The sequence below is a fragment of the Parvibaculum lavamentivorans DS-1 genome, from assembly GCF_000017565.1.
In the GTDB taxonomy this organism is placed as follows: Bacteria; Pseudomonadota; Alphaproteobacteria; order Parvibaculales; family Parvibaculaceae; genus Parvibaculum; species Parvibaculum lavamentivorans.
Window position 1 is genome coordinate 2,634,114 of the sequence record NC_009719.1, and the last position, 24,615, is coordinate 2,658,728.

The window sequence follows — 24,615 nt, forward strand, 5'->3', positions numbered from 1 at the left end:
TTGAATGTAAGGGCAGGCAGGGAAGGCGGCAATGGGGCTCAGCGCGCCATTCGCAGCGTCAGCCAATCCCCCTTGGGCTTCCGCGCCACCAGGCGGAGGCCCTGCATCCGCATCGCGCTCGTCACCATCGCCTCCTGCGTGGCGAGCAGGCCCGACAGGATCAGCGTGCCGCCCGGCTTCAGGTGGGCGGCGAAGGCGGGCGCCAGCGAGACGAGGGGCCGCGCCAGGATGTTCGCGACGATGAGGCCATAGGGCGCGCGGGCATGGAGGGCCGTATGGCCGAAGCCCTTCGCCGTCACGGCCGTGACGAAGGGGCCGACACCGTTCTTGCGCGCGTTCTCCCGCGCGACCTTCACCGAAACGGGGTCGATGTCGGAAGCGAGCACATTCACCCGGGCGAGTTTCGCGATGGCGATGGCGAGCACGCCGGTGCCGGTGCCGATGTCGAGCGCGTCGACCGGGCGGCCCGGCCGCACCAGTTCGGAAATGAATTCGAGGCAGCCCGCCGTCGTCTCGTGGTGGCCGGTGCCGAAGGCCTGCGCCGCATCGACCAGAATGGGGATAGTGCCCGCCGGAATTTTATCCGCGTCATGGCTGCCATGGATGAAGAAACGCCCGGCGCGCACCGGGTCGAGCCCTTCCAGCGAACGCGTCACCCAGTCCTCATCCGGCATCGGCTCTATCGCGATCGCCGTCACGGCGATGCCGGTTTCTTCCGCCGCATGGGCAATCGCCGCGCGCAGCGTCTCCTCCTCCGGTTCCTCCGCATAGAGAGCTTCGACGCGCCAGAGGCCATGCGCCTCGACCTCGTTCCAGTCCGATGCCGTCTTCACCAGCGGCGAGGAACCAGGCTCCGCCTCCGTCGTCGAAACGGCCAGCGCCTCCGGCCAGATCGCGGCTTCCAGCGCATCGGAGAATGTCTCCGCCGCTTCGTAAGGCACGGTGAAGGCGGCTTTCCAGAGGGAGGTCATTCCGTAGCGCCGCCTAAACCTAACATGTCACCCCCGGGCTTGACCCGGGGGTCCAGAAGCCGCCGAAGGCGGCGTCCCTCTTCGCATGACTTCATTGAGATGTGCCGCTGAAAGGCTTCTTGTGAAGCGGGGCGGCGCGTACCGCGCCTTCTGGATTGCCGGGTCAAGCCCGGCAATGACGGTATTGTTGAAAGAAAACCCAAGCCGCTCACGCCCGCTCCAGAAAACTGTCGATCACCTTCTTCCGCCCCGCCTTGTCGAAATCGACCGTCAGCTTGTTGCCGTCGATTTCCGTCACATGGCCATAGCCGAATTTCTGGTGGAAGACGCGTTCGCCCTTGCCGTAGCTTTCGGCGGCGGGGTCGCTTGTCGCGACGAGATCGGCATGGACCTCATAGGCGGGCGGCCTCGTCCGCGCGGTCATTTCGGTATTCGCCTGGGCGCGGCGCCAGCCGGGGCTCGAATAATTGCTGTTCTGCGCGAAGTCCTGCGCGAAGCGGCTCTGGCCGTAATTCTGGTAGCTCGCGCCCGCCATCGCGCTTTCCGTCACCTGCACATGATGTTTCGGCAGTTCGTCCACGAAGCGCGACGGGATGGAGCTTTGCCACAGCGCATGGATGCGCCGGTTGGCGGCAAAAGAAATATAGGCGCGCTGTTTCGCCCGCGTGATGCCGACATAGGCGAGGCGGCGTTCCTCTTCGAGCCCGGCAAGGCCGCTTTCGTCCAGCGCGCGCTGATGCGGAAACAATCCCTCTTCCCAGCCGGGCAGAAACACGGTCTCGAATTCGAGCCCCTTGGCGCTGTGCAGCGTCATCAGGTTGATCTTGTCGGCGGTGTCGCTCTGTTCCATCTCCATCACCAGCGAGATGTGTTCGAGATAGCCGGCCAGCGTCTCGTGAAACTCCATGGAGCGCACGAGTTCCTTCAGGTTTTCGAGCTTGCCGGGTGCGTCCGCCGATTTGTCGTTCTGCCACATCTCGGTATAGCCGGATTCATCGAGGATGATTTCCGCCAGTTCCGTGTGCGGCATGCCGGGCACCAGCGCGCGCCAGCGGTCCACCTGCTCGATGAAGGAGGCCAGCGCCCGCCGCGCCGCGGGCTTCAGTTCTTCGCTCGCGGCCAGCATTTTCGAGGCGCGGAAAAGCGTCGTGTTCTCCGCGCGCGCCAGCCGGTGGATCGTCTGCACGGCAACATCGCCGAGCCCGCGCCGTGGCTTGTTCACGATCCGCTCAAAGGCAAGGTCGTCATCCGGCTGCGCGACAAGGCGCAGATAGGCGTTGGCATCGCGGATTTCGGCGCGCTCATAGAAGCGCGGGCCGCCGACGACGCGGTAGGGGATGCCGAGATTGATGAAGCGGTCTTCGAATTCGCGCATCTGGAACGAGGCGCGGACGAGTATCGCCATGTCCCGCAGCAGATGGGCGTTGCGCTGCAGCTGCTCCACCTCCTCGGCAATGGCGCGCGCTTCCTCCTCGCCATCCCAATAGGAGGCGATCTTGATCGGGTCGCCTTCATTGTCGTTGGCTTCGGTCCACAGCGTCTTGCCGAGCCGCTGCTCGTTCGCGGCGATCAGGCCCGAGGCCGCGCCCAAAATATTCGCGGTGGAACGGTAGTTGCGTTCGAGGCGCACCACCTTGGCGCCGGAGAAGTCCTTTTCGAAGCGGAGAATGTTGTCCACCTCCGCGCCGCGCCAGCCATAGATCGACTGGTCGTCGTCGCCGACGCAGCAGATATTCTTGTGCTTCTGCGCCAGCAGCCGCAGCCACAGATATTGCGCGACGTTCGTGTCCTGATACTCGTCCACCAGCATGTATTTGAAGCGGTCCTGATAGTCGGCCAGCACTTCCGGGTGCTCCTGGAAGATGCGCAGCACTTCCAGCAGCAGGTCGCCGAAATCCGCCGCGTTCAAAACTTTCAGCCGCGCCTGATAGGCGGCATAGAGTTCGCCGCCCTTGCCGTTGGCGAAGGCATGCGCTTCGCCGGCGGGCACCTTGTCCGGCGTCAGCCCGCGGTTCTTCCAGCCGTCGATATGCGAGGCGAGCTGGCGCGCCGGCCAGCGCTTCTCGTCGATGCCTTCGGCCACGATGATCTGCTTCATCAGCCGCATCTGGTCGTCGGCATCCAATATCGTGAAGTCGGAGCGCAGCCCCGCCAGTTCCGCATGCCGCCGCAATATCTTCGCGCCCAGCGCATGGAAGGTGCCGAGCCATTGCATGCCTTCCACCACGCCGCCGATCAGCGCGCCGATCCGGTCGCGCATTTCGCGCGCCGCCTTGTTGGTGAAAGTCACCGCCAATATCTGCCCCGGCCAGGCCTTCCGCGTCGCCAGCAGATGCGCCAGCCGCGTCGTCAGCACGCGCGTCTTGCCGGTGCCCGCGCCCGCCAGCACCAGCACAGGGCCGTCCAGCGCCTCCACAGCCTCGCGCTGCTCCGCGTTCAAGCCTTCCAGATAGGGCGCGCGCATGCCCGCCATGGCCTGCTGGCTTGTGGAGCGGGCAGTCGTTTCCTCGGGGATGTTCCCGAGATCGAAGGGGTCACTCGTCATTACTCTTCCGGTGTGAGATCGGGGCGCCCGTGGCGAATCCGCGCCGACAGCATAACATGGGGAGCGGCAGGCGGCTTCGCCATGCGGCGGAAGCGCCGCAGATGCCGCGCGTCGGGCTGGTCATACTGCCTAACATATTGGAGTATCAAGGAAAAGAAGGGCAGGGCGGGGTGCGCGAGGCGGAAGATACCAGACAGGTCAATATGGTCGTCCTCTCCCTGCTGGCGCTCGCCGTTGGCCTCGCCACGGGTGTCGGCGCGGTGATTTTCCGTTCCATGCTGGTGGGGCTCCATAATCTCTTCTTTTTCGGTCAGCTTTCGCTCACGCCGACATCGGGCGCAACGGGGCCGCTCAGCCCGCTTGGCGCCCTCATCATTCTCGTGCCCGTCCTTGGCGGCATCGCGGTCGTCTGGATTACGCGGCGTTTCGCGCCGGAGGCGAAAGGCGGCGGCATCACCGATGTCATGGACGCGGTCTATCACCGCGAAGGGAAAATCCGCCCGCGCGTCGCGGTGGTGAAGACCATCGCCTCGGCGCTTTCCATCGGCTCAGGCGCAACGGTCGGGCGCGAAGGGCCCATCGTGCAGATCGGCTCGGCCATCGGCTCCGCCATCGCACAGTTCTCCCGTCTCCCGTCATGGCAGCGGATTACGCTGCTCGCGGCAGGCGCCTCGGCCGGCATTTCGGCCACCTTCAACACCCCGCTCGGCGCGGTTCTCTTCGCGCTCGAATTGATCCTTCCCGAGATCAGCGCGCGCACCTTTCTTCCCGTCGTCATCGCGACGGGCTCGGCCACCTATGTCGGCCGCGTCGTCTTCGGTTCGTACCCCGCCTTCGTGCTGCCCCAGATGTCGTTTGCGACGTCGGAGATGGACCACATTTTCAATCTCGGTGCCTTCGTCGTGCTCGGGCTCATGTCCGGCCTCGTCGCATGGGGCTTCCTGCGCACGCTTCTCTTCGCGGGCGATGTCATGCCGCGCCGCTTTCCGAATGAATATATGCGCGCGGCGGCAGGCTTCACCGGCATCGGCATCGCGCTCTTCCTGTTCGCGCATTTCACCGGCCATTACTACATTATCGGCGGCGGCTACGATGCCATCGCCGCCATTCTCGAAGGCCATGTAACGTCCTTCCTGCTGCTCGCCGCCCTCTGCGTGGCGCAGGTCTTCGCCACTTCTCTCAGTATCGGCTCCGGCGCGTCTGGCGGCGTTTTCGCGCCCATGCTTTTCATCGGCGCCTCGCTCGGCGGTGCCTTCGGCGCCTTGCTGCATATCTTCGACGCGGATCACGGCATCGGGGTCGCCGACTACGCCATCATCGGCATGGCGGCTGTCGTTGGCGGCGGCACGGGCGCGGCGATGACAGCGATCACCATGAATTTCGAGATGACGCGCGACTACAACATCATCGTGCCGCTCATCATCGCGGTTGCCGTCTCCATCGGCATGCGACGTGCGCTCACACGGGACAATATTTTCAGTGCGGAGCTGGTGCGGCGCGGGCGGCCGGTGCCGAAAGACCGCTATTCAAATCTCTATCTCGTCCTCAGCGCCCGCGAGGTGATGGATGCGAATATCTCGGTCATGTCGGCGGAGCTGGCGGTGGAAGAGGCCGCGCAATGGGCGGCGGAAGGAGGCATGCCGAATTTCATCGTGCTCCAGCAGCAGGGCCGCATTCAGGGTGTCGTCTCCTTCGACAGCCGCATTCGCGTGCCGGAACTCTTCGGCAGGGATGTCGAAACGCTCTCCGACATGGCGATCCAGGACTACATTCTCGTGCGTGAGAACAACATCCTTGAAGAGGTCATGCGGCGCCTTGGAGAAAAGGATGCGAAGCTCGCCCTGGTCGTGAAAGACAAACCCGGCATCCCCCGCGCCGCCGACGTCCTCGGCGTGATCGGCAAGCCGCAGATCGCGGACGCGATTATCGGAACGCAGATCGGGTAGGGAACACAAAACAAAATTGTCATCCCGGCGAAAGCCGGGACCCATTGGTTCCCTCAGCAGGGGCGACTATCTGCTGGGCATCTCCAACGAGAATCTCTTCTGCTGCGGCAAGAAGAATTGCGAGTGGGTCCCGGCTTTCGCCGGGATGACACTGTTGATTTGGCAAGCCAGAGAGCCTCTCTTCTACTTCCGCTTTATCCCGATCACCCGCCCTGCCTGTTCCGGCCGCGTCATCCCCTCATGCGCCTTCATCAGTTCCGCGATCCGCCCCATCTGCATGTCGGGAAAGGGCGAGGCACGGCGCGATTTCATGTCGACGTGAATGCACATCTGTTCGCTCGTCGCGGCGAGATAGCCCTTCTCCGCGTGATACATATGGCCGAAGACATGGATGCGTTTTTCGTCTGCGTCGAGTAACTGATAAGTGATGCGAACCGGGTCGCCTTCCTTCAGCTCGTCCAGGTAGCAGACATGCACCTCCGCCGTGAAGCATGAGCCTTCGCCCTGCTTGGTATAATCCCAGCCGATGCCCAGTCCGGTAAAAGCCACGTCCAGCGATTCATCGAACAGCACATGGTAATAGGCCATGTTGAGATGTCCGTTGAAATCCACCCATTGCTTCTCGACCTTGCGAAGCGGGCATTCGAGTGGCTGTCCGGCGGTGAAGAGGGCAGTCATCGGCGTTTCCTTTTTATTTTCGTCATTGCGAGCGAAGCGAAGCAATCCAGCAGCGGCATCGTAAGGCTGGATTGCTTCGTCGGCTACGCCTCCTCGCAATGACGTGAATGGAAAATTCCGTGTTAAGCTGGCCAAAACGGCGATCAGGGAGCGCGGCCATGAGCAGGGCAGCGGCGAGGGACGAGGGAAGGGTGGCGGCGCTTGGTGAATTGCAGGCGCTTCTCGGCGACCGGCTGACGACAGCGGCTGCGATGCGCGAGGCTCATGGCCGCGACGAGAGCTGGCATGCCGTCGCGATGCCCGATGCCGTCGCCTTCGCGCGGACGACGGAGGAGGTCGCCGCCATCATCCGCATCTGTTCCGCTTACGACATGCCCGTCATCCCCTTCGGCGCGGGCACCTCGCTTGAAGGCCATGTCTCCGCGGTGCATGGCGGCCTGTCGCTCGATCTCTCGCAGATGAATGCCATTCTCGAGGTGAACGCGGCCGATCTCGATGTGCGGGTCGAGGCGGGCGTCACGCGCAAGCAGCTCAACGACTATCTGCGCGACACCGGATTGTTCTTTCCCATCGACCCCGGCGCCAATGCCACCATCGGGGGCATGGTCGCGACGCGCGCGTCCGGTACCAATGCAGTCCGCTACGGCACCATGCGCGAAAACGTGCTGAACCTCACTGCCGTCATGGCGGACGGCTCGGTGGTGCGGACCGCGCGGCGGGCCCGCAAGTCTTCCGCCGGCTATGACCTCACGCGGTTGCTGATCGGCTCCGAAGGCACACTCGGCATCGTCACCGAGGTGACGCTCCGGCTCTATGGCATACCGGAAGCTATCCGTTCGGGCGTCGTCCCCTTCGCCAGCATCGAAGGCGCGGTCGATGCCGTCATCGAGACCATCCAGTCGGGTTTGCCCGTCGCCCGCATCGAAATTCTCGATCCCCTGTCGATCCGCGCCTGCAACGCCTATTCCAAACTGACGCTCGCCGAAGTGCCGACCTTGTTTGTCGAGTTTCACGGCACGGATGCCTCCGTCGCGGAACAGGCGGAACGCTTCGGCGCCATCGCTTCGGAGCATGGCGGCGGCGCGTCCGAATGGGCGACGAAAGCCGAAGACCGCACGAAGCTCTGGGAAGCGCGCCACAACGCCTATTACGCCGCGCTCGCCTATGCGCCCGGCAAGAAGGGCATGGTCACCGATGTCTGCGTGCCGATCTCGCGCCTCGCGGAAGCGATAAGGGGCACGCTGGCCGATCTCGAAACCTCGTTCCTGAAAGCACCCATCGTCGGCCATGTCGGCGACGGTAATTTCCACATGCTGCTGCTGATGGACCCCGCAAACCCGCAGGACCTCGCGGAAGCCACCCGCCTCCACGACCGCATGGTCGCCCGCGCCCTCTCCCTCGACGGCACCTGTACCGGCGAACACGGCATCGGCGAGGGCAAGATCAAGTTCCTCGAAGCGGAGCACGGAACCGGCGTCGCCGTCATGCGCGCCATCAAACAGGCGCTCGACCCGAAGGGGATTTTGAACCCGGGGAAGATATTTTCTGCCTGACGGCCTTTTTACTCTGTATACAAACCAAAAATACTGTCATCCCGGCGAAAGCCGGGATCCATGGACGGTGTGCCACCCGGTGAACTTATCCACTCTCGCCATATGACAAGAGGCTCATGGACCCCGGCTTTCGCCGGGGTGACACCTGTTTTTGATCGTCTCCTCGTCCAAACCGGGGATAACAAATTTTCTAAAAGCGAAAATACGGTCACGTAACCGAAACGAAGCGGGGACAACATCGTCCCAAAATCATTTGTGACAGTTCATTGACGGTTCGATGACAGTCGCGGGGATAAGCCCGTTTTATCCCCGTTTTTCGTCCATCGCGCTTACTCGCGCAGCATTACCGTTACAGGCTGTCCCGGATGCAGAGCTTCAGGCGTTTCGTCCGGCGTCGCCTCCGCCATGTAGAAGAGTTCTTCCTTCGAGCGGTCGCTATGGATGACGGGCGGGGCGAATCCCGCGTCCGTGGAAACGAAACGGATGGTGCCCGCGAAATTTTCCGGGCAACTGCTGCATGAGAACAGCACCGTGCCGCCTTCACGTATGCGGCCAAGCTCCGCTTCGGGCACGAAGAAGCGTACCTTGATGTTTTGCGGCGGCAGCAGCGAGACGACGGGTTGGCTTGCCGCCGCGAACTCGCCCGCGCGAAACAAGACGTCCTGTACCAGCGCATCCGTGGGTGCATGGCCTTCGCGCCGCTTCAAGCGCCATTCCGCCTGGTCGAGCGCCGAAGCCGTGGCAAGTGTCGCCGCGCCTGCGCGGTCGCGCCGCGCGCGTGCCGTGTCGAGTTCTGCTTGCGCGACGTTGCGCTGTTTGCGCAATTCCATTTTACGCTGAAGGTCCAGTTGCGCTTCCTGAAGCGTTGCCTTCGCCTCGGCGAGATTGGCAGCGGCGGCGTTGCGCGCGGCTTTTTCCGATTTCGCTTCGAGCCGGAAGAGGAGCGCGCCCGTTTTCACGCGGTCGCCGCGCTTCACCTCGATTGTTTCGATCGTGCCGCCGTCGATCGGGGCGACGCGCACATACTCGCCTTCAGCATAGCCTTGCCATGTGTCCTTCGGCTGCTCGTCGCAGGCGATGAGGAAGAGCGCGGCCGCGCTCGCGAACAGGAGGGAATGGAGGCGCATCGCCTACGCTTCCCTGTCCGCGGCGAGGCCGCGCAGAACGAACTCCGCATGGGCGGCGAAGAAGCTGTCGGGATCGAGCTGCGGGAGTTCGCCGAAGGTATTTCGTGCGAGTGCATTCATGAGGATCGGGAAGATGATGCTTTGAACGGCTGCCTCGACATTGCAAGGGCGGAATTCGCCGCGCTCGATACCGCGATGAAGGACGCGCGAAAGATTGCCGAAGCCGCGCGGGATGATGTGGTCGCGGTAGAAATTTCGTATCTCCGGGAAGTTTCCGGCTTCCGCGAGGATGACCTTGACGAGGGCGGGAAGCTGCGTCGGCGTCGTGATTTCCCGCAATTGTCCGATCAGCAGGGTAATGAGGTCGGCGCTCGGCCCTTCATACGTTTCGACCAGCTTTTCGATTTCGTCCAAGCGAGGCGCCGCTGTGTCCCGCACGATCGCGGCAAAGAGGTCGGACTTGCTGTCGAAATAAAGATAGATCGTCGCCTTGCTGACGCCCGCCGCTTCGGCGACGTCCTCCAGCCGCGTAGCTGCAAAGCCCCGTTCCGCGAAGAGCCGCAAGCCGGCCGTCATGATTTCCGCTGGCCGGTCCTCCTTCCGCCTTTGCCATTTCTGCTCGCTGGGAGAGGCGGTCATTTTTTCAGCTGTCCGCATGTAAATTAATAACTGACCAGTCAGTTATTAAGGCGGTTTGAATTTGTCGTCAATCGCTCTCGCCAAGCCTTTCTAATCACAAAGGAATTTCAGACGTGGCTATGGCGTCGCCGCGTGACCAATTGGATGGATGAGAGGAGGGACTTCAGGAAGAAGTGTCGCCGTCTTCGTTCGCATCCTCGCGGCGCTTACCGTCATGGTCTTTCCGCTGGCGCTCGCGTTCGAGTTTCCCGGTCTTCTTTTCCGCGCCGGTGCGCCCGAAGCGAACGCGGTTCGCCGCTGCCTGCTCGTCTTTCCGCTTTTTCTCGGCGCGCTTTTTTTCTTCGCGCGAGATTTTCCTGAAAGAAGAGAAATTAACTATATTTCCGCCATCCGAACCCATAATTTGCCTGCCATGGCTGTACGGCGAACAATCGCCATGCACGCCCGCAAGCTTAAGCCAAAGACCGATGCGGGGAAACGCTCGAGCGGTTCACTTCTGGCTTGAAAGCTGGAGATACTTTTGAATTCGATACTGACCTACATAGCGGGGCTGCTGGTCGTTTTGCTGTTTGCGGCGCTGGTCGGTCCGAGTCTTGTCGACTGGAATCAGTTCCGCACGGAGATAGAAACTCAAGCCTCGCAAGCTGCGGCCCGGCCGGTGAGCATTGACGGCGATATCCGCTTCCGGATTCTTCCCGCGCCTCACCTGACGCTAGGCAAGATCAAGATCGGCAACGATCCGGACGCGAGCTCCTTGCCTTCCGATCCTCACTTCGCGACTTTCGAGGAGATCGACGCCGAGATGGCGCTGGCGCCGCTTCTCAGCGGCGATATCCAGATCACGAGTGTGCGCATCGTAAGGCCTCAGATCAATCTTGAAGTCTTGCCCGACGGTTCCGTCAACTGGCGCGGGTTGAATGTCGCCAGCCGCATACCGAAGGAAGGCATGTTTTCTCTCGCATCCATCAGCCTGGAAAAAGCAAGCTTCGAAAACGGCACGGTCAATTATCGCAACCGGGTGAACGGCCGCCGCTGGAAGGCGCAGCAGGTGCAGGGAAGCGTGATCGCAACGTCGCTGCTTGGGCCCCTGCGTTCGGAATTCGAGGCGACGATCGGGGATGTACCGCTCGCGTTTCGTATCGGCATGGGAAACTTCGCTGGCGACAAGGCCTTTCGCGTGACAACCGAGATGCGGACGCTGGACCATCCGGTGAAGTTCCTCTTCTCGGGCGTCGCAACCGATTTCTCGCTCGCCGCGCGGCTGGATGGCAATGGGCGGCTTGAGGTCGGCGCGGAAACGGACCGTGAGGACGGTACAAAGACCTCGCCGATCCGCGTGGATGCGGGGATGGTGCTGAATGCGCGCCGCGCAAGTTTGCGCAACCTTTCGGTCGTGGCGGATGGCGCTGCGTTGCGCGGTTCCGCGGAGGCGCGTTGGGAGCAGCGGCCGAGTATGACGCTGCGGCTGACGGCGGAGAGTTTTTCGCTCGATGCGATACTCGCAAAAATCACAGCGGAGAGCGAAGGAAAGGAAGTCGTCCATTTGCTGCCGGCGCTGCTTTCGGTACCGGTGCCGGCCTGGCTGGACGGGAACGTGCATTTCGAGGCGGATGCATTGACTGTCGGAAAGGCGTTGGTGCGAGGTGCCCTGATTGAGGCTTCGCTGCGTGACGGTACGCTTGACCTCGACACGGTGCGTGGCGAATTTGGCGGCTCGACGCAACTTTCCATGTCCGGTGCGCTTGAGCAGCGTGAAGACGGTCCTCATTTTGACGGCACGGCGCAGATGGAAAGCGGCAATATCGCCGCCTTCGCATACTGGATTTCGTCAATCACCGACACCGCGAATGGCGCGCGCGCGACACCACGCGGCAGTCCGTTTGCAGCGAGAGCGAGATTGCGAGCCACGCCGGGCGAATTCGCGGTCGAAAATCTCGTAGCCGATTATGCGCGCGACCTGACGGCGCCCGATCTTCGAGGCGGCGTGGTTTATCGCGCGGCCGAAGAGCGGCCAAGCCTTGCTCTCACGCTCGACATACGGGATTTCGACTTCGACCCGCTGATGGCGCTTCTGCCGCAAGAGGCGGATCCGCTCGCTTTCCTCGCCAGCCACGACGTCGAACTCGCCTTGGACGCAGAGCGTCTCACGGCCTTCGAACGAACATTGCGCGGTGTGGACGCCGACATGTCTCTGACTGCGGGCAAGGTCACCGTCTCCGCACTTGATGTTGATGACATTGCCGGCGCGAGCCTCTCCTTCTCCGGTGCACTCGATGGTGTGACGACGGGCAAGCGAGACGATGTGAAAGGAAATTTTTCAGGGACGATCAGAGCGGAACATTTCGGCGGCCTGCTTGATCTTGGCGGTTTCGATGTTCCGGATGTCGAAGGCCCTGTCGAACTTCTGGTGACAGGAGCTTCCGGCGAGGCGGATGACAGTCAGGCGCGGGTGGATACGCTGACGCTGCAGGGTACTGTCCGTGGCAGCCGCGTGGACGGCGTGGTGAAGAGGCGGCACGAGGCGTCGGGCGGTCTCGAAGGGCTCGATATCATTGCCAACGCCACCAACAGCGAAGGACGCATTCTGCTTGAGCAGTTGGGGCTTTCGCCGCGGGCCGACCTGCCGGGCGCCGGTTCAGTCGCGGTGCAGCTTGTCGGCGGCCGGAACGGCACCTACGACACGAATTTCCGCGCCAATGTAAATGGTACGACGCTCACGGCGCGAGGCGAGGTTGCCCAGCCTTTTGAAGCACTCCGGTTTACCGGGCGCGCGGAAATCGCGGCTTCGGGCGTCCTGCATGCACTTGGTGCTTTCGGCGCTCCGGCTGCGCTGACCGCTTGGGTGGGTGAGCAGGCGTCGGGGCCCGGTTTCGTTTTCTCGTCAGATGTCGTCTGGGACAAGGAAAGCCTCGAACTGAAAGGTTTCGAGAGCGTGGCCGGCAATTTCCATCTCTCGGGAACGGCAGGATGGAAAGCCGGCACGGAGGGAGGGTTGCCTTCTGTTTCCGGTGTGCTCGAGGCCAATGCACTGGACCTCACGTCGCTCGCAGTGGCGGATAAAGAAGATGGCGACATCTGGCCCGTGGCGGCGCTCGACTGGTCGTTGCTGGGAGCTTTCGACGGTGGCGTGGAGTTGAAAGCGGGGCGTCTTTCACTCGGTACGGTCGCAATCAGCGATGTGGAGACCCAGGTTACCGTATCGCATGGTGTTCTCACCGCTTCGCCTTTCGCAGGGCGTTTTGCGGGAGGCCGCGTTTCTGCCGGTGCGCGTGTCGAGGGTGGTGCGGGGGAGCCGGGTGTTGGATTGACCCTGGCTGTGCAAGAGGCAGATGTCGCGCGCGCTTTTGGTGCCGCTCTTGGCGCAACGCCGGGAACCGGCAAGTTCGATCTCGATGTCCAGTTGCAGGGCCAAGGGCGGAGTTGGTTCTCCCTTGTGTCGTCGGTGACGGGGGCCGGAACAATCCGCTTCACGGATGCGGCGTTCAGGCCTGTTGATGTGGCCGGGTTTGGCGCTGCGCTGGTGGAGCTTCAGTCGGTGGATGCGTTTGCCCCGCTCGTGGAAAAGACATTGCGCGCAGGAGCGACGGCAGCGAGCGATATTGGCGGCGAGTTCATGCTCGAAGACGGCGTGCTGCGCTTTGCCGATGACGCGGTGTCGATCGAGGGGGGCTCAGCGCAGATCACCGCGCTCTACGATCTGCCGCGCCTGATTTCGCAGGCCGAACTGACGGTCACGCTGAACGAACCCGCGAGTGCTCCCACCTTCTCGATCGAGGCTGCGGGAAAGGGCACTCAAATGACTGTCGAGACGGAGACGCTCGCGCTGCAGAATTTCGTTGCGCGGCGGATACTCAGAGAGAATGTCCGGGATGCAGGCGCAGACTTGCCGCAGGACCTGCGTGACCTGATGGATCTGCCGCAAGACAATGCGGCTGTGCCGCTGCCACGGCCTTCTCTCTAGAGCTTCGGGATCATTCGCCCTTGTCGCAGACCTTGCCTGTCTTTTCGCGCAAGGCATTGAGCACATAGAGGCGTATGGCGGAGGAGAGACTGCCCTGACCGTCGCGCCTTGTATCTATGCGGCGCACAAGCTCGTTTACCGATGTTTTTTCGGTGCAGGCGAGTTCCTTCAGCACATCCCAGAACGGACGCTCGAGCGAAATGCTGGTGCGGTGGCCGGCAATGGTGACGGACCGCTTGATTTCGCCCGTGTCGATCTTGTCCGGTCGGGGGCCGCTCATGCTTCTGCCTCGCGTTACTCCGGTGCGATCATCTTTTCAGGGCGGACGTAAGCATCGAATTCCTCGTCGGTGACATAGCCGCCGCCGACCGCTTCTTCGCGCAGTGTCGTGCCGTTCTTGTGCGCGGTCTTGGCGATCTTCGCCGCGTTGTCGTAGCCGATCTTCGGCGCAAGGGCGGTGACGAGCATCAGCGAGCGTTCGAGCGCCGCCTTGATGTTGTCCTCGCGCGGTTCGATGCCGACCACGCAATTATCGGTGAAGCTTACCGCTGCATCCGACATGAGACGCACGGATTGTAGGAAGTTGTAGGCCATGACCGGATTGTAGACATTCAGTTCGAAATGGCCCTGGCTGCCGGCGAAGGTGAGCGCAGCGTGATTGCCGAAAATCTGCACGCAGACTTGCGTCATCGCCTCGCACTGTGTCGGGTTCACCTTGCCCGGCATGATCGACGAGCCGGGCTCGTTTTCCGGCAGTGACAGTTCGCCGAGGCCCGAGCGCGGGCCGGAACCAAGCAGGCGAATGTCGTTTGCGATCTTGAAGAGCGAGGCGGCGACCGTGTTGATCGCACCGTGGCTGAAGACCATCGCATCATGCGAGGCGAGTGCTTCGAACTTGTTCGGCGCGGTCTTGAAAGGCAGGTGTGTGATAGCGGCGATATTGTCGGCGACCTTTTCGGCAAAGCCCACCGGCGCGTTGAGGCCGGTGCCGACGGCGGTGCCGCCTTGCGCCAGTTCCATCAGCTTCGGCAGCGTTTGCTCGATGCGCGTAATGCCGTTTTCAACTTGCGCCGTGTATCCGGAGAATTCCTGGCCGAGCGTCAGCGGCGTCGCATCCTGAGTGTGCGTGCGGCCAATCTTGATGATGTGGTTCCAGGCCTGTGCCTTGTTGTTCAGCGCATTGCGCAGTTTCTGCAGGGCAGGGAGCAGGCGGTGGTGGATTTCCTCAGCGCAGGCGACATGCATGGCCGTCGGGTAGGTGTCGTTTGACGACTGGCTCATGTTCACGTGGTCGTTCGGATGCACGGGCTTCTTCGAGCCCATCTCGCCGCCCATGATTTCAATGGCGCGGTTGGAGATAACCTCGTTCGCGTTCATGTTCGATTGCGTACCGGAGCCGGTCTGCCAGACCACGAGGGGAAAATGGTCGTCGAGCTTTCCCTCGATCACCTCCTGGGCCGCCTTCACTACTGCTTCGCCGATTTTTGGATCGAGGCGGCCGAGCGCCATGTTCGCTTCCGCTGCGGCGCGCTTCACGATGCCGAGCGCGCGAACCACCGGAAGTGGCTGCTTTTCCCAGCCGATCCTGAAATTGCCGAGGCTGCGTTCGGCCTGTGCGCCCCAGTATTTGTCGGCGGCGACTTCGATCGGGCCGAATGTGTCGGTTTCGGTGCGGGTTTTGGGCGTATTGGCCATGAGGTCGCGCTCCAGCAGGCTGTCGCCGGCTGTCCGGCGGGAAAATCGGATGGGCGCCGGTTTAGCATGCGGGGTGGCCGAACGCCAAGAAGGACGCGTTCGGCGATCGGCGGCAATAGCGGGATGGGCTATTTCTTGCGGAAGGCGTCGAGGCTCACCACGTCGCCGGCCGCGGGCGCCGGTTCTTCCGGCTTCGAGGCCTCGGTGACGCCGCCGGTTGCGTTGTCCTTTGCGACATTGGTGCCGGCGCTTACGCCTTGTACCTGGAACTGCAGGCCGAACTGTACGCTCGGGTCGAAGAAGCCCTGAACGGCGGCGAAGGGCACCACGAGACGTTCGGGAATCTTGTTGAAGGTGAGGTCGACGGAGAAACGTTCCTCGTTCACTTCGAGATTCCAGAACTGGTGCTGGAGCACGATCGTGATTTCTTCGGGATATTGCTTGCGCAGCTTTTCCGAAACCTCGACGCCCGGTGCGTCGGTGCGGAACGAGATGTAGAAATGATGTTCGCCCGGCAGCCCTTCGTCGCGTGCGATCTTGAGCGCGCGGCGCACCACGCCCCGGAGGGCGTCCTGCGCCAGCATGTCGTATCGCATCTGGTCTTCAGCCAAGTCAGTGCTCCAAGCGTCGAGTCGTGAATGCCAATGCCGCGATTCAATCAGCGTTTAAGGTTTAAATCCAGATGCAGCCGTCATGCGCAGCGATTTCGCGGGAGAGATTTCCCTTTTTGTGGCGCTGGCGACACCGGAATGCGGACAAAAAAGTGGGGGCTTCTGTTGCCAGGTGCCCCCGAACCCCGCCTTACCCGGCTAAAGGTAAGGACTTAAATCGAGGTTGTCGCACTGCATTAAGCAGCGAGACGCGCCTCAGCATAGTTGTCGTTGGCAACTATAAAACGGCCCGATGACGGCGGAACCATGCCGGGCAAAAAGACTGTCTTTACACCCTCGTCGATCCTGGTTCGCCCCCAAGGTCCCTGCCGCGACAGGGAAAATTGGTGGAGGCGCCGGGTACTGCCCCCGGGTCCGAATGGTTTATTACACAATCCGTTTATCGCCATAGCCGGTCGGAAATCCGTCCGGCACCCATCAATATAGGGGCAAAATTCCTTATTTGAAGTCTAATCGGCAGGAAGTTGCTCACGAAGGAAGCGAATGGCGTTGCCGCCCATGATTTTGGCGATTTCCTCGTCCGTAAAACCGGCCTTCTGCATCTCATCGGTCAGGACGGCGAGTTGCGATGTGTCGAAGGCGACCGGTACCGCGCCGTCATAATCGGAGCCGAGGGCGACATGATCGACGCCCAGAAAATCGATGGCATAGCGGATCGACTTCACCACCTCTGCGGGGGCGGGGTCGCAGATGGCGCCCGCCCAGTAGCCGATGCCGACCAAGCCGCCTGCACCCGCTATGCGCTTCATCAGCGCGTCGTCGAGATTGCGGGGGCTGTCGCAGGCCCCCTTGATGCCGGTATGGGAGACGACGGTCGGTCTCGTTGCGATGTCGAGCGTGTCCGCCACGACGGCGGGCGAGGCATGGGCGAGGTCGACGATGATGTTGAGGCGTTCCATTTCGAGCACCGCCTCGCGGCCGAAATCGGTAAGGCCGCCGCCGGAAATCCCGTGCAGTGAGCCGCCGAGCTCATTGTCGAAAAAATGAGTGAGGCCCATCATCCGGTAGCCGGCATCATAGAGGCGCTGGATGTTTTCAAGCTTGCCTTCGAGGGCATGCGAGCCTTCGGTCGCTAGGAGGCCGCCGACGGGGCGGCTACCGCCGCCGCGCGCGGCCAGGAGCGCGTCGATATCGGCCGCCGTTCGCACGATCCTCAGTTCACCGGGGGCGGCTTCTTCCGCGCGGTGCAGCTTTTCCGCCTGATAGAGCGCGCGTTCCAGCAGGCTGTCCCAGGTGCGCGCGGGCCAGCGCTGCACCATGGCGAGAAGGGTGATGATGTCACTGTCGCCACTGGTGCCGACATAGCGTTGATCGCGCGGCACCTTCGTCACGACGGAGAAAACCTGCAGGGCTACATTGCCGTCGACGAGGCGGGGAAGATCGACATGGCCGCGGCTGGCGCGGTCGAGGGGGTCGCGCGCCCAGAGTAGCGTATCGGCATGAAGATCGACGACGGCGAGCTGCCCATGGCGGGCTGCGGCATCGGGAGCGATCTCGTAGGGCTCGTGCTCGACGATCCGGTTGATCCGGTCCTCAAGAATGCCGGGCAGGAGCGCGAGGCCCGTCACCAGCAGTATGGCAATGACAAGCCCGAGACCGATCAGAATGCGCTTCATGGAACTCGTCCCCCTGATGTTGTTGCCGGGCATTCTGGCCGGAGGGACGGCGCCGCACCAGATTTTCCAGCCATTCTCTGGATATTGTCACTTCATATGTTGTGGATATCGCCCATGCCGGTCAGGCGGGCGGTGGCGGGGTGGGGCGGGGCGGGCTAGACTGGGAGGCCGAATCTCAGGATCAGCCGATGCAGCAATATCTCGATCTCATGCGCCTCGCTCGCGACACGGGCGTAACCAAGACCGACCGCACGGGCACGGGCACGCGCAGCATATTCGGCCATCAGATGCGCTTCGATCTTTCGGAGGGCTTTCCCCTCGTCACGACGAAAAAGCTGCACCTGAAGTCGATCATCCATGAGCTGCTCTGGTTCATCGCGGGCGACACGAACACCCGCTATCTGAAGGCGAACGGCGTCAGCATCTGGGACGACTGGGCGGATGAGAATGGCGAGCTCGGCCCCGTTTATGGTCATCAGTGGCGGTCATGGCCGACGCCGGACGGTGGCAAGATCGACCAGATCAGGAATCTCGTCGAGCAGATCAAGACAAATCCGGATTCGCGGCGGCTCATCGTCTCGGCATGGAATGTCGCGGATGTGGACAGCATGGCGCTGCCGCCGTGCCACTGCCTGTTCCAGTTCTATGTGGCGGAGGGCAAGCTCTCCTGCCAGCTCTATCAGCGTTCGGCGGACATCTTCCTCGGCGTGCCGTTCAACATCGCGTCCTATGCGCTGCTCACCATGATGGTGGCGCAGGTGACGGGGCTGAAGCCGGGCGAATTCATCCACACCTTCGGCGATGCTCATCTTTATCTCAATCATCTGGAGCAGGCGGACAAGCAGCTCGCGCGCGAGCCGAAAAAGCTGCCGGTCATGCATATCAATCCGGACGTGAAGAGCCTCTTCGACTTCACCTATGACGACTTCACGCTCGAAGGCTACGAGGCGCATCCGCATATTTCCGCGCCCGTCGCCGTCTGATGCGCACGCGGCAACGGATGCTGCTTTTCGCCCTGACGATCGCGGTGCTGTTCCTTGCTGCCTTCGCGATGTTCGCAATTCTTGTCAGCATTCGCCCGCTTGATCCGGAAGCGATGCGCACACCGGGTTTCTCGTCCATGGACGGCATCGAGGTGGCGGCGTGACCATGCATGTTTCCTATGTCGTCGCCATCGCGGATAACGGCGTCATCGGCCGCGACAATTCACTGCCGTGGCGGCTGTCGGGCGACATGGCTTTCTTCAAGCGCATCACCATGGGCAAACCGGTCATCATGGGCCGCAAGACATGGGAATCGCTTCCGCGAAAGCCCTTGCCGGGCCGGCCCAACATCGTCGTCACGCGAGACGCGCAATACGAGGCGGAAGGCGCCGAAATCGCCGCCTCGGCGGTTGAGGCACTGAGGCGCGGCCGCGAACTCGCCTCGGCGAGCGGCGCGGACGAGGTCATGGTGATCGGTGGGGCGCAGCTTTACGCCGAAATGTTCGACGATGCGACGCGTCTCTATATCACGGAGGTCCACGCGGCCCCGGAAGGCGATGTCAGTTTCCCGGCCTTCGACGCGGCGCATTGGCGCGAAGTGTCGCGCGAGCGGCACAAGGCGGGCGAGAAGGACAGTGCGGATTATTCCTTCGTCGTTCTGGAACGGCACGGCTGATACCGCTCCTTTCTGACGATCAGTCAATTGAGCGCCCGTCCGATTGAGTTGCTCCGTGCTGCATCCCATACTCCGTGGCTCATTCGCCGCGGGGCAGTTCCATGAAAAAAATTTCAGTACTTCTCTTTTCGTTTCTGCTCGCCGGGTGTTGGGAAGGGAAAGCAGGGCAGGAAAGAACCGCCATGAGCGACGCCAGAACCGAAATCGCCGACCTCGTCAACAATTGGGCATTTTATCGCGACCAGGAAGCGTGGAGCAAACTCGGCGCAACTTTCCATGACGAGGGCACCATCTCTTTGAGCTGGTTCGATGGCCCACACAAGGGCTTCGTCGCGGCATCGCAAAACCTGGCGAAAAACAATCGCGCGCTGCTCAAGCATTATGTCGGCGTGCCGAGGATCAGGGTCGAGGGGGACCGGGCGTTGAGCGAAGTGAACGTGACCATCATGGTGCGCGTGAAGACACCTGCCGGCGAGATCGATACGACGTCCTATGCGCGTTTCATCGACCGTATCGAAAAGCGGGACGGCAAGTGGAAACTTCTGAAGCGGACGGCCGTATATGAAAAGGATCGCGCCGACCCCGTGGATCGCCCCGCGCTGCCGGAGGCATTCTTCGAGGGGCTCGACCGTTATCCGGCGGAACTGAGGTTTCTTGCATCCAGTCTCGACAAGGGCGGCGTCGAGCTTTCGAAGGCAACCGTTCTCGACAAGGGCCCGGAACTCGCCGCGCTCCATCTCGAAGGGGAGGCGTGGCTCGCGAAGAAATGAGGTTTCCGTCTTTTGAAAGCCGCTGCGATTGAGTTTCGCGCCCGGGCGTCCCACAATGCGCGTCTCGGCATTTTTGCGGCTTTCCCAGACGGAGACGACAGATGGACGTGCGTGCGGCGGTGGCATTCGAGGCGGGTAAACCGCTTGAAATAGAGACGGTACAGCTTGAAGGCCCAAAACCCGGCGAAGTGCTGGTGGAGATCAAGGCGACCGGTATCTGCCATACGGACTTGTTCACGCTGTCCGGCGAAGACCCCGAGGGCGCCTTCCCCGCGATCCTCGGCCATGAGGGAGCCGGCGTTGTCGTCGAAGTCGGCGCGGGGGTGAAGTCGCTCGCGGTCGGTGATCATGTGATCCCGCTCTACACGCCCGAATGCCGCGAGTGCAAAAGCTGCACCAGCCGCAAGACCAACCTCTGCACCTCCATACGCGCCACGCAAGGCAAGGGCGTGATGCCGGACGGCACCAGCCGCTTCTCGTACAAGGGCAAGCCCGTGCTGCATTACATGGGCTGCTCGACCTTCTCGAATTACACCGTGCTGCCGGAAATCGCGCTGGCAAAAGTCCGCAAGGACGCCCCCTTCGACAAGATCTGTTACATCGGCTGCGGTGTCACCACAGGCATCGGCGCCGTCATCTTCACGGCGGGTGTGGAGCCCGGCGCCAATGTCGTTGTGTTCGGTCTTGGCGGCATCGGCCTCAATGTCATTCAGGGCGCAAAGATGGTGGGCGCCAACATGATCGTCGGCGTCGACATCAATCCGTCGCGCGAAGGCCTCGCCCGCGAATTCGGCATGACCCATTTCGTCAATCCGAAAGAGATCAAGGGAGATGTTGTCGGTCATATCGTGGAGCTGACCGGTGGCGGCGCGGATTACAGCTTCGAGTGCATCGGCAATGTGAACACGATGCGGCAGGCTCTCGAATGCTGCCATCGCGGCTGGGGCGAGAGCGTCATCATCGGCGTCGCGGGCGCCGGCCAGGAAATTTCGACGCGGCCGTTCCAGCTCGTCACGGGCCGCGTCTGGAAAGGCTCGGCCTTCGGCGGCGCACGCGGCCGCACCGACGTGCCGAAGATCGTCGACTGGTACATGGACGGCAAGATCAACATCGACGACCTCATCACGCATACGCTGCCGCTCGAAGACATCAACAAGGGCTTCGATCTGATGCATGAGGGAAAGTCGATCCGCTCGGTGGTGGTTTACTGATGACGGTTGAGACGCTTGAAAGTCATCGTTGCTTCGGCGGCACGGTGAGCATCTGCCGCCACCAGTCGGCGGCAACAGGCACGCCGATGCGGTTTTCCATTTTCGTACCGGAAGGGAAGGGACCTTTCCCCACCGTGACCTTTCTTGCCGGTCTCACCTGTACGGAAGAAAACTTCACGGTGAAGGCCGGCGCTTATGGCAAGGCGGCTGAGCTTGGCCTTGCCATCATTGCGCCGGATACAAGTCCGCGTGGAAGCGGCGTGGCGGACGATCCGGCCTATGATCTTGGGCAGGGCGCAGGTTTTTATATCGATGCGACGGAAAAGCCGTGGGCGCCGCATTTCGCCATGGAAAGCTATATCGCGCGCGATCTGCCGGCGGCGGTTCGGGATAATTTTCCCGTGGACGGGAAGCGCCAGAGCATTACCGGTCATTCGATGGGCGGGCATGGCGCGCTCACCCTCGCGCTCAAATATCCCGATCACTATCATTCCGTATCCGCTTTCGCGCCGATTGTTTCGCCCACCCGCTGTCCCTGGGGCGAGAAGGCATTCACCGCCTATCTCGGCGCGGACCGTTCCTCCTGGGCTGCGCATGATGCGTCGGCGTTGATGATGAGCGGCAGCGCCGTCGGGCATTTCGACGATATTCTGATCGATCAGGGACTCGATGACAGTTTTCTGGAGAAGGAACTGAAACCTGAACTCTTCGAGGACGCCTGCGCGACGCACCGGCAGAAGCTCACGCTTCGCCGCCATGCGGGCTACGATCATTCCTACTATTTCATTCAGTCCTTCATCGGCGAGCATCTGGAGTTTCACGCCCGGCATCTCGCATGAGAACCGTGGATGTGGCGATTGTCGGCGCGGGTGCGGCGGGCCTCGCTGCTGCGCGGCGGGCCGATGAGCTCGGGCTTTCCGTTTTTGTGTTCGAAGCGAAGCCGCGCATAGGCGGCCGCGCCTTCACAGATACCGGTACATTCGGCATCCCATGGGATCGCGGTGCGCATTGGCTTCACTCGGCGGATGCCAATCCGCTGACGCGGATTGCCGATGAGTTGGGACATCCCTATCTCGTGCGTCCTCGCCCGTTCGACGGCAGGTTTCATCTCGGCCAGGGCTGGGGCGGCAAGGAAGACTGGCGCGCCTATCGCGACGAATTCGAAAATGCGATGACGCGCGCCGTAGAGGCGGGTGAGGAGGGGAGGGACATCGTCGTTTCCGACCTGCTCGACAATGCTTCCCGCTGGCGGCGCATGGTGCATCACATCTTCACGGCGATTTCGGGTCAGCCGCCGAGCGACATCTCGACAGCCGACCTTGCCGCCTATCGCGATACGGAGGCGAACTGGCCGCTGGAGCGCGGCTACGGTGCACTTCTGGAAGCGCATTATGCGGGGCTTCCGGTGGAGCTCTCGACCCCTGTGACCGGGATCGACACCAGCGGCACTGACATCGTGCTCGATACGCCACGCGGGACGGCGCGCGCCCGCAGCCTCATCGTCACGGTTTCGACCAATGTGCTTGCTTCCGGCACGATCCGTTTCACCCCGGCCTTGCCCGTAGCGGTGCAAACGGCGCTTGCGGGCGTGCCCACCGGTAGCGCGAACAAGGTAGCGTTTCATTTCCGCGGCGATGTATTCGGTCTTCCCGATACCAGCTATGTGAATTTCATGGATGAGCGCGATGCAGCGCGCCCCGCCTGTTCGTTTCAGATCAGGCCCTTCGGGACGAACCTCGCCATCGCCTATCTCGGCGGCGATCTCGCGGACAATCTCGAGCGTGCCGGCGAAGCGGAGATGGTGGATTTCGCCCGTGCCGTTCTTGGCGACATGTTCGGCACCGGCATCTTCAAGGAGCTGGCCGGCGTTGCCGCGACTGCATGGACCACCGACCCGCACACGCGCGGCGCCTATTCATGCGCGCTGCCCGGTGAAGCCCGCCAGCGCGCGGTGCTCGCGGAGCCCGTGAGCGAGCGGTTCTTTCTCGCCGGAGAGGCGGTTTCTGCCGATTGGTTCTCCACCGTTCAGGGCGCGCATGTCACCGGCATCGAAGCGGCGGACAGGGCGGCCGCTTTTCTCGGCCGTGCCATTGCGGAGGCGCGCGGGCGTTGACAGAATACGGGTCAACAAGAACTAGAGAACAAAAACAGGGAGGATAAAATGGCGGAGATGAAACTCATTGCCGATGGCCTGAAGTTTCCGGAAGGCCCGATCGCAATGCCGGATGGAAGCGTCGTTCTCGTCGAGATCGCGCGCGGCACGCTGACGCGCGTCACGGCGGCGGGAAAAGTCGAAGTGATCGCGGAGCTTGGCGGCGGCCCGAACGGCGCGGCTATCGGGCCCGACGGTGCCTGCTATGTCTGCAATGATGGCGGCTTCGAATTCCATGAGGTCAACGGCGCGCTTGTGCCGGGCGATGCTCCGGCGGATTATTCGGGCGGCCGCATCGAGCGTGTCGATCTCAAGACCGGCGAATTCAAGGTGCTCTACAAGGAGTGCAACGGCATTCCGCTGAACGGGCCGAACGACATCGTCTTCGACAAGTCGGGCGGCTTCTGGTTCACCGATCTTGGCAAGGGGCGCGGCCGCACGCAGGATCGTGGCGGGCTCTACTACGCAAAGATCGACGGCTCGTTCATCAAGGAAGTCGTGTTTCCCATCACCTCGCCGAACGGCGTCGGCCTCTCGCCCGACGAAAAGACGGTTTATGTCGCCGACACGATCCCCGGCCGTCTCTGGGCCTTCGACATTACGGCGCCGGGTGAAGTTGCGCCCAATCCCGGCCCGCTGCCCGGCCGCTTTGTCGGTTCCGGCCCGCAGCTCTGCTTCTTCGACAGCCTTGCAGTCGATGCGGAAGGCAATATCTGCGTCGCGACGATCTTCAACGCCGGCATCACGACCTTCTCACCTGACGGTTCGAAGATTACCCATACGCCGACGGATGATTTCATCACCACAAATATCTGTTTCGGCGGCAAGGATCTGAAGACGGCCTATATCACGCTTTCTTCCAGCGGACGGCTTGTCTCCACGGACTGGCCGGTGGCGGGGTTGCCTCTCAACTTCCTCAACAAATGACAGTTTCGATATGTTCCGGCAGCGGAACGTATCTTTAACCATCACAAGGGCCGTGCAACCATGCGCCGCCTTTGGGGTACACGGCGTTTATTTTTATCAGGGAGGATACAATGCGCCTTTTGTTGAGTGTACTCGTTGCGTTGGTTGCGTTTTCCGGAGCGGCTCTCGCCGATCCATTTGCGAATTTCTATGGCAATACCGTGAAAGTGTCGGGTGCGGCCGGTGAACGCTCCGTGTTCATCGACGAGGGCGGCAGCTATTCGCAGAAGCTGCCGGATGGCAGCACGGCGGAAGGCAAATACACGGTCGAGGGCGATACCGCCTGTTTCCTCGGCGGCGAACAGCCTTATTGCGTTCCCGCTGAAGCCCGCAATGTGGGCGATACATGGGAGCTGAAGGCGCCGGACGGCTCGACGGAAACGGCGACGCTCGTCGCGGGCCGCTGAGCCAGGTCATAGCGAAACGAATTCGGCCGGTCTCCAGGGACCGGCCGT

The 24,615-nt window shown here is 62.1% G+C and carries 22 protein-coding genes and 1 other RNA gene; 12 read left to right on the plus strand and 11 right to left on the minus strand.

Going from position 1 to position 24,615, the window contains the following annotated elements:
- Nucleotides 1–38: 38 nt before the first annotated feature.
- Together PLAV_RS12335 and PLAV_RS12340 are read right to left on the minus strand one after the other, a co-directional pair.
- Complete coding sequence (locus tag PLAV_RS12335; RefSeq protein WP_012111353.1) at nt 39–971, minus strand: 50S ribosomal protein L11 methyltransferase; 933 nt, start codon at nt 969–971, stop codon at nt 39–41.
- Between the two features lie 208 nt (nt 972–1,179).
- Nucleotides 1,180–3,516, minus strand: coding sequence for an ATP-dependent helicase (locus PLAV_RS12340; protein ID WP_012111354.1), 2,337 nt, complete (start codon nt 3,514–3,516; stop codon nt 1,180–1,182).
- A 29-nt stretch (nt 3,517–3,545) separates the two neighbouring features.
- Between PLAV_RS12340 and PLAV_RS12345 the strand changes: the two genes are divergently transcribed.
- Entirely contained in the window at nt 3,546–5,462 is a 1,917-nt protein-coding gene (locus tag PLAV_RS12345; RefSeq protein ID WP_143710214.1) for a chloride channel protein, read from the plus strand.
- Nucleotides 5,463–5,645: 183 nt separating this feature from the next.
- Here PLAV_RS12345 and PLAV_RS12350 read toward each other — a convergent pair whose 3' ends face one another.
- Nucleotides 5,646–6,140 carry a thioesterase family protein gene (locus tag PLAV_RS12350; protein ID WP_012111356.1) on the minus strand — a complete coding sequence of 165 codons (495 nt, stop codon included), beginning with the start codon at nt 6,138–6,140 and terminating at the stop codon, nt 5,646–5,648.
- A 158-nt stretch (nt 6,141–6,298) separates the two neighbouring features.
- Here PLAV_RS12350 and PLAV_RS12355 point away from each other — a divergent pair, with 158 nt between their 5' ends.
- Nucleotides 6,299–7,693, plus strand: a complete 1,395-nt coding sequence (locus PLAV_RS12355; RefSeq protein WP_012111357.1) for an FAD-binding oxidoreductase — start codon at nt 6,299–6,301, stop codon at nt 7,691–7,693.
- A gap of 329 nt (nt 7,694–8,022) precedes the next feature.
- Here the strand turns inward: PLAV_RS12355 and PLAV_RS12360 are convergent, their stop codons facing one another.
- The 3 genes from PLAV_RS12360 to PLAV_RS20070 form a co-directional block, all read right to left on the minus strand.
- Nucleotides 8,023–8,820, minus strand: coding sequence for an HlyD family secretion protein (locus PLAV_RS12360; RefSeq protein WP_012111358.1), 798 nt, complete (start codon nt 8,818–8,820; stop codon nt 8,023–8,025).
- Between the two features lie 3 nt (nt 8,821–8,823).
- Nucleotides 8,824–9,459, minus strand: a complete 636-nt coding sequence (locus PLAV_RS12365; RefSeq protein ID WP_041535992.1) for a TetR/AcrR family transcriptional regulator — start codon at nt 9,457–9,459, stop codon at nt 8,824–8,826.
- A 163-nt stretch (nt 9,460–9,622) separates the two neighbouring features.
- On the minus strand, nt 9,623–9,859 hold the full coding sequence (locus tag PLAV_RS20070; protein ID WP_041535993.1) for a DUF4169 family protein: 237 nt from the start codon (nt 9,857–9,859) through the stop codon (nt 9,623–9,625).
- 120 nt (nt 9,860–9,979) lie between these two features.
- Between PLAV_RS20070 and PLAV_RS12375 the strand changes: the two genes are divergently transcribed.
- A complete protein-coding gene (locus tag PLAV_RS12375) occupies nt 9,980–13,420 on the plus strand; it encodes an AsmA family protein (protein ID WP_012111363.1) in 3,441 nt (1,146 codons plus the stop codon).
- A gap of 10 nt (nt 13,421–13,430) precedes the next feature.
- On the opposite strand, the gene PLAV_RS12380 is transcribed toward PLAV_RS12375, so the two are convergent.
- The 5 genes from PLAV_RS12380 to PLAV_RS12395 form a co-directional block, all read right to left on the minus strand.
- Nucleotides 13,431–13,700 (minus strand): ribbon-helix-helix domain-containing protein, encoded by a 270-nt coding sequence (locus PLAV_RS12380; RefSeq protein ID WP_012111364.1) that lies wholly within the window; start codon nt 13,698–13,700, stop codon nt 13,431–13,433.
- 14 nt (nt 13,701–13,714) lie between these two features.
- Nucleotides 13,715–15,115 carry a class II fumarate hydratase gene (gene fumC, locus PLAV_RS12385; protein ID WP_012111365.1) on the minus strand — a complete coding sequence of 467 codons (1,401 nt, stop codon included), beginning with the start codon at nt 15,113–15,115 and terminating at the stop codon, nt 13,715–13,717.
- Between the two features lie 128 nt (nt 15,116–15,243).
- Entirely contained in the window at nt 15,244–15,726 is a 483-nt protein-coding gene (locus PLAV_RS12390) for an SspB family protein (protein ID WP_012111366.1), read from the minus strand.
- A 151-nt stretch (nt 15,727–15,877) separates the two neighbouring features.
- Nucleotides 15,878–16,237, minus strand: a transfer-messenger RNA (tmRNA) gene (gene ssrA / locus PLAV_RS19385).
- Complete coding sequence (locus tag PLAV_RS12395) at nt 16,236–17,402, minus strand: dipeptidase (protein ID WP_012111367.1); 1,167 nt, start codon at nt 17,400–17,402, stop codon at nt 16,236–16,238. The genes ssrA and PLAV_RS12395 overlap by 2 nt, the downstream gene beginning before the upstream one ends.
- Before the next feature lie 188 nt (nt 17,403–17,590).
- Between PLAV_RS12395 and PLAV_RS12400 the strand changes: the two genes are divergently transcribed.
- The 9 genes from PLAV_RS12400 (at nt 17,591) to PLAV_RS12435 (ending at nt 24,567) form a co-directional block, all read left to right on the plus strand.
- A complete protein-coding gene (locus PLAV_RS12400) occupies nt 17,591–18,385 on the plus strand; it encodes a thymidylate synthase (protein ID WP_012111368.1) in 795 nt (264 codons plus the stop codon).
- 17 nt (nt 18,386–18,402) lie between these two features.
- Nucleotides 18,403–18,549 (plus strand): hypothetical protein, encoded by a 147-nt coding sequence (locus PLAV_RS19685; RefSeq protein WP_168713201.1) that lies wholly within the window; start codon nt 18,403–18,405, stop codon nt 18,547–18,549.
- A 2-nt stretch (nt 18,550–18,551) separates the two neighbouring features.
- Complete coding sequence (locus PLAV_RS12405) at nt 18,552–19,061, plus strand: dihydrofolate reductase (RefSeq protein ID WP_012111369.1); 510 nt, start codon at nt 18,552–18,554, stop codon at nt 19,059–19,061.
- Between the two features lie 182 nt (nt 19,062–19,243).
- A complete protein-coding gene (locus tag PLAV_RS12410; RefSeq protein WP_049767778.1) occupies nt 19,244–19,831 on the plus strand; it encodes a nuclear transport factor 2 family protein in 588 nt (195 codons plus the stop codon).
- Between the two features lie 101 nt (nt 19,832–19,932).
- Nucleotides 19,933–21,042, plus strand: coding sequence for an S-(hydroxymethyl)glutathione dehydrogenase/class III alcohol dehydrogenase (locus tag PLAV_RS12415; RefSeq protein ID WP_012111371.1), 1,110 nt, complete (start codon nt 19,933–19,935; stop codon nt 21,040–21,042).
- The gene (gene fghA / locus PLAV_RS12420) at nt 21,042–21,881 is read left to right on the plus strand and encodes an S-formylglutathione hydrolase (protein ID WP_012111372.1); all 840 of its coding nucleotides are present in this window, start codon (nt 21,042–21,044) and stop codon (nt 21,879–21,881) included. Before PLAV_RS12415 ends, fghA begins: the two co-directional genes overlap by 1 nt.
- The gene (locus tag PLAV_RS12425) at nt 21,878–23,155 is read left to right on the plus strand and encodes a flavin monoamine oxidase family protein (protein ID WP_012111373.1); all 1,278 of its coding nucleotides are present in this window, start codon (nt 21,878–21,880) and stop codon (nt 23,153–23,155) included. The genes fghA and PLAV_RS12425 overlap by 4 nt, the downstream gene beginning before the upstream one ends.
- 48 nt (nt 23,156–23,203) lie before the next feature.
- Nucleotides 23,204–24,121, plus strand: a complete 918-nt coding sequence (locus PLAV_RS12430) for an SMP-30/gluconolactonase/LRE family protein (protein ID WP_012111374.1) — start codon at nt 23,204–23,206, stop codon at nt 24,119–24,121.
- 110 nt (nt 24,122–24,231) lie between these two features.
- Nucleotides 24,232–24,567, plus strand: coding sequence for a hypothetical protein (locus tag PLAV_RS12435; RefSeq protein WP_012111375.1), 336 nt, complete (start codon nt 24,232–24,234; stop codon nt 24,565–24,567).
- Nucleotides 24,568–24,615 lie beyond the last annotated feature (48 nt).